Here is a 12,805-nt window from a genome sequence, read left to right as displayed (position 1 = left end):
GCTCAAAAACGGCGAAAGTTTCGTCCTGGATTCCGAGAAGACGCCGGGCGACAACACCCGTGTCCAACTTCCGCATCCGGAAATTCTTGCTGCGCTCCGACCCGGTGACACCCTGCTGCTCGATGATGGCAAGGTGCGGCTGATCGCCGAGGAAACTTCTTCTGAGCGCGCCATTACCCGCGTCGTGATCGGCGGTAAGATGTCTGATCGCAAGGGCGTCAGCCTCCCCGACACCGACTTGCCGGTGTCCGCCATGACGCCAAAGGACCGGGCCGACCTCGAAGCAGCGCTGGTGACGGGAATCGATTGGGTGGCGCTTTCTTTCGTGCAGCGTGCCGAGGATGTGAACGAAGCCAAGAAGATGATCCGCGGCCGTGCTGCCGTGATGGCCAAGATCGAAAAGCCGCAGGCGATCGACCGCCTCCCTGAAATCGTGGAGGCTTGCGATGCCTTAATGGTGGCGCGCGGCGATCTCGGGGTCGAGCTGCCGCTGGAGCGAGTACCCAGTCTTCAGAAGCAGATGACACGGCTGGCGCGACGGGCCGGAAAGCCGGTGGTGATCGCCACGCAAATGCTGGAATCGATGATCCAGAGTCCGGTGCCGACGCGCGCGGAGGTTTCCGATGTCGCGACCGCGGTGTATGAAGGCGCCGACGCCATCATGTTGTCGGCGGAATCAGCGGCCGGCAAATTTCCGATCGAAGCGGTGTCGACCATGAACCGCATCGGCGAGGAAGTGGAGCGCGACCCGACTTATCGGGGCGTAGTCAATGCACAGCGTGCCGAACCGGAGCCTACCGTTGGTGATGCCATTGCCGATGCCGCGCGGCAGGTCGCAGAGACCCTGGATCTGTCGGCGATCATCTGCTGGACGAGTTCAGGATCGACCGCGCTGCGGGTCGCGCGCGAGCGGCCGAAGCCGCCGGTAGTGGCGATCACCCCGAATATTGCCACCGGACGCAAATTGTCGGCCGTCTGGGGAGTACATTGCGTGGTCGCTGAAGACGCAAAGGACCTAGACGACATGGTCAGCCGCGCCGGCTCGATCGCCTTCCGTGACGGCTTCGCCCGCGCCGGCCAGCGCGTCATCATCGTCGCCGGTGTGCCGCTTGGCACTCCAGGCACGACCAATATGGTGCGCATCGCCTCGGTTGGCCCCGACGGCGACGCCGATATGTGACGCGCAGTCCTCTACTGTCTCATCCGGAGCGCGCGCTATTGGCTCAGAGCAGCGTCGTCTCCAGCGTGATCTTGGTGTTGAACAGCTTCGAGATCGGGCATCCCGCCTTTGCCTTGCCTGCCAGTTCGTCGAGCTTGGCCTTGTCCGCTCCCGGGACTTTCGCATTCAGCGTCAAGTGCACGGAGGTGATGGCAAAACCTTCGCCCTGCTTCTCCAGCGTGACGTCGGCCTTGGTTTCCATTTGCTCGGCCGTGAGCTTCGCCTCGCCGAGAATCAACGACAGCGCCATGGTGAAACAGGCCGCATGCGCCGCCCCGATCAGCTCTTCGGGGTTTGATCCCGGTTTGCCTTCGAAGCGGCTGGCGAAGCCGTAAGGATAGTCCTTCAGCGCGCCGCTCTTGGTCGAGATCGCGCCCTTGCCGTCCTTGATGCCGCCCTGCCACTTGGCCGATCCGGATGTCGTGGTCATAGCTCGCTCCTTCCGCTTGTGAATGCTCGCCGATCCCGCGGCAAACGCCGCGGCGTATGGAATTGTTGCGCCAAATCGATGTCGGATGGCGGGTTTTTACGCGCCCAGCAGCGCCCTCGCCGGCAGCACCGCCTGCACCACCAGCCCGCGGGCGCGGGCATCCATGACGCCGACGGCGCGCAACGCGAGCAGTGTCACCGTTTGCACGGCTTCGCGCAGCTTGATGGGATCCTCGACATTTTCAGGCGCAAGCGGCCCGACCAGCGATTCATGCAATGCCCCGAGCAGCGCGGTCGCGGCAATCGTAGTGTCCTGTGCGGGTAAATGCCCTGCCCGGACAGCCGCGTCGATCCTGATTGCGATCTCGCCTGCGATTTCGCGCCGGCTTGCCAGTCGTGAGGCGGTCACGTCGACATCCACCGGCTCGGCCAAAATCCCCCAGGCGAGCTTGCGTTGCGATAGCACGTGCACCGCGACGGTGGTGACAGCGGCCGCCAGCGCCGAAGACGGCCCAGGCGCGGCATCCGCTGCGCGGCGGATCGCGGCCAGTTCATCACGTGAGACTTCCGCGATCAGTTCGGAAATCAGATCGGCCTTGGAAGGGAAATAGCGATAGACCGTCCCGGCGGCGACATTGGCGCGTACCGCTATCGGCGCGATTTGGACTGCTGCCATGCCGGCCTCCGCGGCGGCATGCCGAGCCGCTGTCAGAATCGCGCTGCGCCGCGCCGCCAGACGTTTTACGACTTGGTGGGTTCGCCGATAAACCATTGGCGCTTCTCGTCCCGTACGCGCCTCCAGAGCCGTGTTGGCGGCCGCGCGACGCGCAATTGTTGTTTTCCCGCGAGGCTGCAGAGATCGCGGCGAAGAACTGAACAACTATTCAGGCCGGATGACAAGACGCAAAAATGGCGATCAAAGCGCGAAGTTAAGCCCGCGCGACGACCATGGGCGAAAGCAACGGATGTCGCCGCCACCAAGGACCGGCGCGGCGCAGCACTAGGCCGCCGACAATCAGCGTGGCGCCTAGCCCGAGGGGCTGCCCGGAAAAATCGAAAATGAGGATCAGGGCAAGCGCGCATCCCAGAGCCGGAAGCTCATAGCTACGAAAGCCGCTCCTGAGCCCGGCGCGGATCAGGAAAGCCACTGGCACGGCGAGCACCATCATGTCGTACATAAACAGGTAGGGCGTGATCAGCAGGGTACCGGTCGCCAGCGCGGCGGCTTTCAAGGAGTATCGGATACGGCTACGCCACATCATCACCAGAACCACCGCGACTGCCGCGGTCAGGATCCACTGGAATGTCCAGGCCAGTGCTTCCGTGCCGCCGAGATAGCGGACCAGCGAAAAGAGGCTCTGCAATTTCCACCAGGTCGCTTTGCCCTCGGTCAGGAACGCCTGCGAGAACATCGGCATCCAATGGAAAAATGCCTGCCAGCTTTCGGTGCCGAAGGCGAGCCATGACGCAAGTGCCATCGCGGCAGCGACCAACGCGGCCGTGAAGAATACGCGCCATTGTGAGGCTGCGATCAGGACCATCGGAAACAACAGGCCGTATTGCGGCTTGTAGCTCAAGAGGCCCAGGCACACGCCCGCGAGCACGGGCCGAATTGGCATCAGATACAGCGTCCCTCCCACAAGCGCCGCGGTCAGAAAGCCATTCTGCCCGGCCATCGTGTTGTTGAACACCATCGGAAAAGCGATCGCGAGCAGGCAGCCGAACGGCCGGCCGACGATGGCCCGCATCATTGCCAGGTATGGCAGGAGGCTGACAGCCACCCAGCCGATATAGGCGGCCGCATACGGAAATTGCGCAAGGAAGGATGCAACGAACAGGAACGGCGGCGGATAGTGCCAAGCGAAATGCCCGGGAAAATCCTGTCCCAGCACCGCGAGCTCGATCTGCTTCTGGACCTCCCAGTCATAGGCCTGCGCCGCATGGCCTTCCAGCACGAGCCTCCCCGCCGCCCACACGTTGACGAAATCCATCGGGATACCCCGCCCGTCCGGATCGTAGATCCACAACTGCGAGAAATACGCGATCGGGAAATAGCAGGCGTTGATCACGAACAGAACGAAACACACGTTGATCAATGCAGCGGGGATCGCACTCCGCTCCGGAGCGGTGGTCGGCGCAGGTATGGACGCAGCCATGCAAGGTCCCTTGGGCGCACTTTCTTTTGGCGCGCGTACACCTCCATCAATAGGCCAAAGGGGCCTTAGGAAATCTTAAGACCCTGCATTCACCGGCGGGATTTACACGCCGGTGAGTCATCATCAGCGCACAAAAAAACGCGGCATCACCTGCCGCGTTTTTTCAATTTCAACGCCGAAGCGATCACGCCTGCGGCTGCGGCTCCAGGCCGGGATCCGGATCGGGACGCGGGCGCGGCTTGCCGGCCGGCGGCACCGCTGAAGTGCGGGGCGTAGTAGGCTCCAGCACCGACTCCCGGTTAGGCTTCTTGCCTTTGAGCAGATCCTGAATTTCGTCGCCGGTCAGGGTCTCGTATTCGAGCAGGCCCTTGGCGAGCGCTTCCAGGTCGGCTCGCTTCTCGGTGAGTATCTTGGTGGCCTGGTTGTAGCCTTCCTCAACCAGTCGCCTGATCTCACTGTCGATCTTCTGAACGGTCGCCTCAGAGGCATTCTGGGTCCGTGAGACCGACATGCCGAGGAAGACCTCATCCTGATTCTCGCCATAGGATACCGTTCCGAGTTCTTCGGACAGTCCCCACCGCGTCACCATCATTCGAGCCAAACGTGTCGCCTGCTCGATGTCGGATGCCGCACCGGAGGTGACCTTATCGCGGCCGAACACCAGTTCTTCCGCGACGCGGCCGCCCATCATGATGGCAAGGCGCGACGTCATCTGCTCGAGCGACATCGACAGCTTGTCGCGCTCGGGAAGCTGCATCACCATGCCAAGCGCACGTCCGCGCGGAATGATGGTCGCCTTATGGATCGGATCGGTCGCAATCACGTTGAGGCCGACGATAGCGTGGCCCCCTTCGTGGTAGGCGGTCAGCATCTTTTCTTCTTCGGTCATCACCAGCGACTTGCGCTCGGCGCCCATCATGACCTTGTCTTTGGCTTCCTCGAACTCGGCCTGTGTCACCATGCGCTTATTGCGCCGCGCCGCCGTCAGCGCCGCCTCGTTCACGAGGTTCATCAAGTCGGCTCCGGAGAACCCGGGTGTGCCGCGGGCGATGGTCTTGAGATTGATGTCGGGTGCCAGCGGCACCTTGCGGACGTGAACCTTCAGTATCTGCTCGCGGCCGACAACGTCAGGATTCGGGACGACGACCTGACGGTCGAAACGGCCGGGACGCAACAGCGCCGGATCGAGCACGTCGGGCCGGTTGGTCGCTGCAATCAGGATCACTCCCTCGTTGGCCTCGAACCCGTCCATCTCGACCAATAATTGGTTCAAGGTCTGCTCGCGCTCGTCATTACCGCCGCCCAGACCCGCACCACGATGACGGCCGACCGCATCGATCTCGTCTATGAAGATGATGCAGGGCGCGTTCTTCTTGGCCTGTTCGAACATGTCACGGACGCGGCTCGCGCCGACGCCCACAAACATCTCGACAAAGTCTGAACCGGAAATAGTGAAGAAGGGAACGTTGGCTTCGCCGGCCACCGCGCGAGCAATCAGCGTCTTGCCGGTGCCCGGAGGGCCAACCAGCAGCACGCCGCGGGGAATCCGGCCGCCGAGCCTTTGATATTTGCCGGGGTCGCGCAGGAACTCGACGATCTCCTGCAAATCCTGCTTGGCCTCATCGACGCCTGCGACGTCCTCGAACGTCACGCGGCCGTGCGCTTCGGTCAGCATCTTGGCGCGCGATTTGCCGAAGCCCATGGCCTTGCCGGCGCCGCCCTGCATCTGCCGCGACAGGAATACCCACACCCCGATCAGCGCGATAAACGGCAACCAGGAGACGAGCAGCGACACGAACCACGGCACGTTATCGCCGGGGGGTTTTGCGGTGATCTGCACCTTGCCATTATACAGGCGCGACACCAGCGTCGGGTCATTCGGCGCGTAGGTCTGGAAGCTCGAGCCGTTGGTAAAGGTGCCGTGGATTTCCGGACCCTGAATGACGACATCGCGAACGTGGTTCTGATCGACTTCGCTCAAAAGCTGCGAGAACGAAATATCCTGCGAAGACGCGCGTTGACCCGGATTCTGGAAAAGCGTGAATAGCGCCAGTAGCAGCAAAACGATGATGACCCAGAGGGCAAAGTTGCGCAGATTGGCGTTCATCGATCTTCCTTCGTGGTCGCGCGGATCGCGGCCTTATGTCCTTGAGCAGGCAGGGAGCAGCGCCTCTCGGTGGGCTGCATTACAATCTAGGTGCCGCCCCGGTCCATGCCAAGGGAACCACATGGGACTATTTAACTCATCCTAGCGCAATTCCCGTTCAAATAATGGCGCTGCGAATGCTTGTCTTTCCCGGGTGGTTAAGACTCCCGAAGCCAGTAAAGCCTCAAGCTGAACCTTACGAGGAGGTAATTCGGTCCCACTCTATCGCCGGCGGCGGCGGAACGGCGCCGGTTCGATGCGGATTCTACCCTCGACAAGGCTCACCATAGCACCGGCGAGCGTCTGTTTCACCCGCGCACCGCCCCGTTTTGGAGGGTTCGGATTGGGCCGACCGCGAATAGCGCTTTCGCTGACAGTTCGGTCCAGAACCGACAACAGGGCTTCGACCTTGCCCAGTTCTGCCGGACCCTCGTGGCCGAACTGGTTAATCGCGCGCAGCAGAAGGCGCAGCCGGATCTCCTCCGGCATCGCAGCGAACGCGGCCGCATCGAAGCTCCTTGAAGCGGCAGCGCCAATATCGAGCCCAGCCTCTGCCGATCGGCGGTCCCTTAGCGCGAGGTATCGCTGGGCACCGTCGGCGAGCACCTCGACGGCCGCATTCGCTCGTCCAAGTCGCGACGCCAGCCGCGCCAGGTTGCGCGGGTCTCCACCTTCGGCAATGAGCGCCGGCATCAGCGCGCGAATGCGCGGCCGGGTAAAATCCGGATCGCTGTTGGTGGGATCTTCAGCGAATTCGATTTTGGCCTTCTTCAGTGTTGCTATCAGCTGCGACTTCGAAACATCCAGGAACGGTCGCGCCAGCAGCAACCCGTCACGCTCGGTTTCCCGAGCCATCGCTGCAAGCCCGGCAATGCCGCTGCCGCGCAGCAGGCGCATCAACACCGTCTCGGCCTGGTCGTCGCGGGTATGCGCGGTGAGGATATGGGTTGCACGGCTCTGTCGCGCCGCCCGGGCCAGCAGCGTATAGCGGGCGGCACGCGCCGCGGCGGGCAGTCCTGTGCTTGGCTTGGCGCCACTCCAGCGTAGAGTCCGATGCGGAAGATCGAGGCTGCGGGCCAGACGCTTGACCTCGCGCGCTTCGCTCGTCGCCTCCGCGCGCAAACCATGATCGATCGTGACTGCGATCAAGCGCGGACCGCGCGCCAAAGCCCTACGCCAGCGCGCCGCGAGCCACATCAGCGCGGTCGAGTCCGGACCGCCGGAGACCGCCAGGACAATCGCGGGCGCCGCCTTCCAGGCGCCGAACAACTGTTTCGCCTCGCTCGCCGAGATTGGGGTATGGTTTTCGTCATAGCGCATGATCTTATTGCAAGACCGTCAGCGCCGTCGGGTCAAGCCCGAGCCCATATGCGAGGGATCATGCCTAGCACTTGATCCGCTTTTGCTCGCGATCGACCGTGGATTTGACGCTGCCAGAAGCGCGCGGATATTTCCGCGTCACCTCGCCAAGAGCGGCGCAAGCGGCTTCCTTTTCTTTCAGCGCGGCCAGCGACTGTCCGAGCCGCAGAAGAGCGTCCGGCGCCTTTGCAGATTTATCGAACTTGGTGGTGACGCCGAGGAATGCCTCAGCCGCATCGCGGTATTGCTGCCGCTGGAAATAGCTTTCGCCGAGCCAGTATTGCGAATCGGCGATCAGCGGATCGCTCGGGTATTTCTGCGCGAAATTGCGCATCGTTTCTTCAGCCAGTGCATAATCCTTGCGCTGCATGTAGCCGATGCCGAGATCGAACTCGTCCTTTGGCGCTGCCGAGGGCGGCAAAGTCGTTAGCCTGGTCCCGACTGCGGGCGGCCGCGGGGTTGGCGGCATCGCCGCCGGAGTGGCCGCATTCGCAGTGTTGGCGAGATCGAGCGGCTCGCCGGCCGCGCGGCCGCCGGGAGCGCCGACCGGCGCCTCGGCCGGAATCGGAAGCTGACCGCCGCCCAGCGCGCGCGGAGCACCCGGGGCGTTCGGATTCTGGTTCGGGTCGAACGCATCGCCGCGGCGCCGACCTGACGCCTGCGGCACCACCGGCGACTCCTGCATGATCGGCGCCGGCGCGGCAATCTGTGGGGGCTCATAGGCAGGTTGTCGGTACGCCGGACCCGGCTGCATCGGGGGCACCGCCGCGACGTTGGGTTGGGCGATGCCGGGCTGGGGAATGCTCGGTTGGATCATGCCCGGCTGAGCCATCGCAGGCTGAGCGCCGGGTGTCGCCGCGGCGCCACCCTGAAGTGCTCGCAGGCGCTCTTCAAGCTGCCGGTTGCGATATTGCAGTTCCTCGTTTTGCCCGGTCAGTTGCCGCAGCTGATTCTCGAGCCGCTGAATACGCATTTCCGCATCCGCGTCATCGGACTGCGCCAATGCTTGCGAGGCGAGCGTCAGCATTGCGACCATTGCGGCGGCGCGGGTAGATATTTGAAATCTGGATGACATGTTGGCCTGACGAAAGCGGCGTGACACCGAAAGCAGAACACATTGAGGCAGCGAGTGCGCCAAAAATGTGACTGAAACAGACAGGCCGATGAGAACGAGCGGCCTTTGAACCAACGTTGGTTTCAAAACAAAAACCGGCGCCAAAGGCGCCGGGGAAACTCCGGAAACAACCAGGTACGCTACGAGCTGGCGTTCAGGACCGTTACAGCGCGGCGGTTCTGCGACCAGCACGAGATGTCATTGCAGACCGCGACAGGGCGTTCCTTGCCATAGGAGATCGTCCGCATTCTCGATGGATCGATGCCGCGAGACGCGAGGAATGTTCGCACCGATTGCGCGCGACGCGCGCCCAGCGCGATGTTGTACTCACGGGTGCCGCGCTCGTCGGCATGGCCTTCGATCGTGAACGAGTAGCGATTATAACTCTGGAGCCAACGCGCCTGTTTCTCGAGCGTGGCGATCGCCTGCGGAGACAGATCGGTCTGATCGCTCTCGAAGAAGACGCGATCACCGACGTTGACGACGAAATCCTGCTGGCTACCCGGTGCTGCCGCATTTGCCATCGCGCCGTCGGCGCCGAGGTTCTTGTTGGCGCAGGCACCCATCGACAGCGCCACCGCCATTACGGCGGCCAGCTTTAATCCCTGGAGGATTCGCATCTGATGTTTCATTCGGGAGCCTCCACGCTCACGGTTCGAACTGTGATCCGGTCTACAGGGCGATGGTTAAGCGAACGTTCCGTCAACCTTGATGCGGCGTTTCCGAACCCGCTCGAATTGCGACAAGCAATGGCGGTGGTTAATGGGTTGTAAATGTGGCGCGAGGGTGAAGACAAGCCGATGGCGCGGCGGAGGCCTGGCTTTTCCACCAGCGCGAAGCCGATCTGCAACACCCGCTCGCGAAACGGCGGCGGTTTCGGCTCAAATGCTCACGGGCTGAGGAAAACCGAGAGGGAACTTCGGTTCTGTTCAGTCAGTACCGACCGGGCGTCCGGTCGAAAAGCGGGCGTTATTGGTCAGGATTGCTGTGGCACGATCGAGGTGCGCTCGAACGGGGATACTACCGCATCCGCATGTGCAGCATTCTTGCGTTCAAACAGCATCCGCCGTTCGAAGGCACTCGAGCGCATATAGGGGAAGCGCTGGAAGACCTTCTCCCGAATCGCTGGATAGTGAGCGGCCATAAGACCGACCGGCTTTAACAGGCCCGAATAGATTCGCGGTTCACCGAGCGGCTCTTGCAGGAACACCTTGCGGTAGAAGGCGCGGTGCTCCGGCCGGACCGATGCAAGCCCGAGGTCTGCATTGAAATAACCACAAGCGAGCCAGCCCAGCCTGACCGTCACGTAAGGCAGTTCGGGAAACCGCCTTGCCTTTTCGGGATCGGCAACGAAGCGCGTTGGGTCGACAATGATGCGGCCCCGATCCAACTCCGGATCCAGTATCTCGTCGAATATTTCGTAAGACGGCGACGATCGGCAGTCGGATGTCAGCAAGGTGACCCGGAGCGAACTGTAAAGTTCGCCATGTATATAGATGCCGAACGTCCACGAATTCGGTGCGTCGTCGTGCTGATCGATGACGCGCTCGGATGGTGACGGGAGGATCGCACCCTCCCGCAGATAAGCGCGGTAGCGCAATCGATATATCTTGTCTTTTTCCTCGGGCGTTGTCGCCAGGCGATAGTCGACATGTTCAAGCGGGTCCGTGCTGCGCTCTGGAACAAGAGCAGTGGATTCAGCCGCCAACCTCATGAGATGCCCCCCAGATCCGCCTGCAACTCACGCGAGCAGAGCAAAAGGTTAACCGCATTTTAACCGCGATGCAAAGAGATCGAGGTGTTAGGGTTAACCTTTGCGAGGGTTGAAACATCGCGCTGACAGGAGCAGCGAGGGAAGGAAATTCCACGGAAGTCGTTGGGCGTTAGGCAATCGAGCGCGCGGGAATCATCGTCCCCTGCTCATCGAGCGACCGCCGCCCGTGGGATGCATTGAGCAATTGGCGTATTCGCACCGCGGGCACCGGACGACTGAACAGATAACCCTGTGCCTCGCTCACCGTGCCATCAGCACTGATCAACTCAAGCTGCTCGTTGGTCTCGATGCCCTCGACGACCACCGACATTCCCAGATCGGTGCTGAGACGCGCGACGCCGCGCAGAAGCATCAGCGGTCGATCGGTGTCGATCCCCTCGAGAAACGAGCGGTCGATCTTGACTTTCTCCAACGGGAAGTTGTGCAGATAGCTCAGGCTCGAATAACCGGTGCCGAAATCATCGAGCGAAATTCGCACGCCTATCGTATGGAGTTGCGATAGCACGTCGTGAGTAAGCTGAGTATTGCGCAGCAGCGATGATTCAGTGATTTCGATTTCGAGCCGATGCGCCGGTAACCCGGATACCTCAAGCGCATAGCGCACTTCGCTCAGCACATCGCGCTGATGGAATTGCTGAGGTGAAAAATTGACCGCAACGCTGACGTTCTCGGGCCACTTCATGCATTCCATGCAGGCCTTGCGCAGAATCCAGCGACCGAGATCGACAATCAGACCCATATCCTCGGCGACCGGAATAATGTCGGCCGGGGAAACGGTGCCACGGACGGGATGATTCCAGCGCAGCAACGCTTCGCAGGTTCCAATTCGCCCCGACTTGAGATTGACGAGCGGCTGATAGAACAGCTCGAACTCCTCCTTGGCGAGCGCCTTGCGCAGGTCCAGCTCCAGAATGCGTCGCGCCTCGACGGTCTGCGCCATCTCATCGCGGAAGAAACAGAAGGTGCCGCGGCCGTCAGCCTTGGCGCGATAGAGCGCCATGTCCGCGTTCTTGAGCAGCGTATCGGCGCTGATTTCAGGTGAGGCCATCGCGATACCGACACTGGCGCCGATTTCGACCAGATGATTGTCCACCTGGTAGCGTTCGCTCAGATGCTCGACTATTCGCCGCGCCAGGGTAGCGGCTTCCTCCGCCGATTTGATGTTCTGCTGAAACACCACGAATTCGTCGCCGCCGAAACGCGCGACGAAATCTTCCGGGCGGAGCATGGCGCGCAGGCGATCGGCGACGGCGCACAACAGCTGGTCACCGCAGGGATGGCCGAGAGTATCGTTGACTTGCTTGAACTGGTCGAGATCGACGAACAGCAACGCCGACATTCGTTCTGTGCTGTTGGAAAAAGCCAGCAGCCGTTCGATTTCGTCGCGGAAGTTGACGCGGTTCGGTAGCGCGGTCAGCTCGTCGTAACGCGCAAGATGGCTGATCCTGGCTTCCGCAATCTTGCGTTCAGTGATGTCTTCCACGAGGACGACGGTGCCGCCGCCAGCCATCGGCTGAAACGTCCACGAGAACGAGCGCACGCTCGCGGCGTCCGGATCAGTGGTGGTGATGTCCCTCGCCTGGGAATCGTCGATTTCGGAAATGATCATTTTTCCGCTCGCGGCGGACAGCGTACCGGCGCTGACGCAGGCGCCCACGATATCGGCTGCGGTCGAGCCACGATGCATGAGATCGTCGGAGAGATTCATCATCTCGCTGAACCGGTGGTTCATCACCGCCAGCCGCCCATCGGCAGCGAACATGCACAGCCCGTGCGGCATATTGTTCAGAGCGGTATCGAATTGGCCGGCGAGCGCGGCCTCGCGTTCGCGCGCGATCAGCGCTCGCACGAAGATTTTTTGGAGGCTGGTCGAGATATGCTTCAGCGAGAAGAAGAAAAGCACGTTCAGGACCGCCATCCCGAAATAATATGGATTTCCATAAAGCGCGAGCGCCAATGTCAGCGGCCCGCAAGCCAGCAGCATCTGCACGTGGAAGATCCACGGCCGACCGTAGGTTCGACCGCTGCCGGCCGCTACATAGCAGAGCGTCACGGAAATGCAGATCAGGTGGGCGACGGCGTCGCTACTGCCTAAAAGCCCGATGGTGCACCAGAACCCAAGCGCGGCAGCATAGAGCATAGCGCCCATCTGGTAGCGAAGTTCCCACCGCGCGGCTTCTTCTGACGTGAATTCGGAATTGCGCTGACGAAACTGGCGAGTATCGAGCGCACGCAAGGCGCCGGTCGCGATCAGAAGCAGGACACAGGGCCAGAGCCAGACGTTGCCGGTTTTCACGGCAGTCATGACAGCGGCGACCGCGGCGCAAAGCGCGCCGACAAACATCGGACCGGCATCCTGAAACAGCGAATCGACCAGCGCCGTGTAAATCGACGGCGACATTTTCTGATCGGGATCCCCGCTCTGATTTGCGAGCTGCATTTTGGCTGTACGCGTCCTCTCCGGCGCGTACTTTTACCGGTCGCAGATGAAGTCTTTCTGAGCGAACATCGTTACCGAGGTGTTGTCTTCGTCGCTGGATCTGAAAAGATCATGTATATCAATTGCTTCTAACATGATCAGCATCGTGCAAAGCGCGTCGCATCAGGG

The 12,805-nt window shown here is 61.6% G+C and carries 10 protein-coding genes; 1 reads left to right on the top strand and 9 read right to left on the bottom strand.

Annotated elements, in window-relative coordinates; genetic code table 11:
* Positions 1-1,180: pyruvate kinase (gene pyk / locus VJV58_RS19970; protein ID WP_324139096.1), on the top strand; the 1,180-nt coding region annotated here is incomplete at its 5' end.
* Between the two features lie 43 nt (positions 1,181-1,223).
* Here pyk and VJV58_RS19965 read toward each other — a convergent pair.
* From VJV58_RS19965 to VJV58_RS19925, 9 genes are all read right to left on the bottom strand, one after another.
* Positions 1,224-1,649 (bottom strand): OsmC family protein, encoded by a 426-nt coding sequence (locus VJV58_RS19965; RefSeq protein ID WP_324139095.1) that lies wholly within the window; start codon positions 1,647-1,649, stop codon positions 1,224-1,226.
* Between the two features lie 96 nt (positions 1,650-1,745).
* Positions 1,746-2,420 carry a TetR/AcrR family transcriptional regulator gene (locus VJV58_RS19960; protein WP_324139094.1) on the bottom strand — a complete coding sequence of 225 codons (675 nt, stop codon included), beginning with the start codon at positions 2,418-2,420 and terminating at the stop codon, positions 1,746-1,748.
* Positions 2,421-2,577: 157 nt separating this feature from the next.
* On the bottom strand, positions 2,578-3,804 hold the full coding sequence (locus VJV58_RS19955; RefSeq protein WP_324139093.1) for a glycosyltransferase family 87 protein: 1,227 nt from the start codon (positions 3,802-3,804) through the stop codon (positions 2,578-2,580).
* Between the two features lie 184 nt (positions 3,805-3,988).
* The gene (gene ftsH, locus VJV58_RS19950; protein WP_324139092.1) at positions 3,989-5,911 is read right to left on the bottom strand and encodes an ATP-dependent zinc metalloprotease FtsH; all 1,923 of its coding nucleotides are present in this window, start codon (positions 5,909-5,911) and stop codon (positions 3,989-3,991) included.
* A 261-nt stretch (positions 5,912-6,172) separates the two neighbouring features.
* A complete protein-coding gene (tilS, locus tag VJV58_RS19945) occupies positions 6,173-7,270 on the bottom strand; it encodes a tRNA lysidine(34) synthetase TilS (RefSeq protein ID WP_324139091.1) in 1,098 nt (365 codons plus the stop codon).
* 64 nt (positions 7,271-7,334) lie between these two features.
* A complete protein-coding gene (gene ybgF / locus VJV58_RS19940) occupies positions 7,335-8,384 on the bottom strand; it encodes a tol-pal system protein YbgF (protein WP_324139090.1) in 1,050 nt (349 codons plus the stop codon).
* A gap of 179 nt (positions 8,385-8,563) precedes the next feature.
* A complete protein-coding gene (gene pal / locus VJV58_RS19935; RefSeq protein ID WP_324139089.1) occupies positions 8,564-9,055 on the bottom strand; it encodes a peptidoglycan-associated lipoprotein Pal in 492 nt (163 codons plus the stop codon).
* Positions 9,056-9,399: 344 nt separating this feature from the next.
* Positions 9,400-10,137: an N-acyl amino acid synthase FeeM domain-containing protein gene (locus VJV58_RS19930; RefSeq protein WP_324139088.1), complete on the bottom strand. Its 738-nt coding sequence runs from the start codon at positions 10,135-10,137 to the stop codon at positions 9,400-9,402.
* A 169-nt stretch (positions 10,138-10,306) separates the two neighbouring features.
* Positions 10,307-12,637, bottom strand: coding sequence for a putative bifunctional diguanylate cyclase/phosphodiesterase (locus tag VJV58_RS19925; protein ID WP_324139087.1), 2,331 nt, complete (start codon positions 12,635-12,637; stop codon positions 10,307-10,309).
* Positions 12,638-12,805: the final 168 nt, after the last annotated feature.

The organism is Bradyrhizobium sp., from assembly GCF_035273305.1.
Classification (GTDB): Bacteria; Pseudomonadota; Alphaproteobacteria; order Rhizobiales; family Xanthobacteraceae; genus Bradyrhizobium.
The sequence above is the reverse complement of the archived record's forward strand: the minus strand, read 5'-3'. Positions and strand labels throughout refer to the sequence as shown.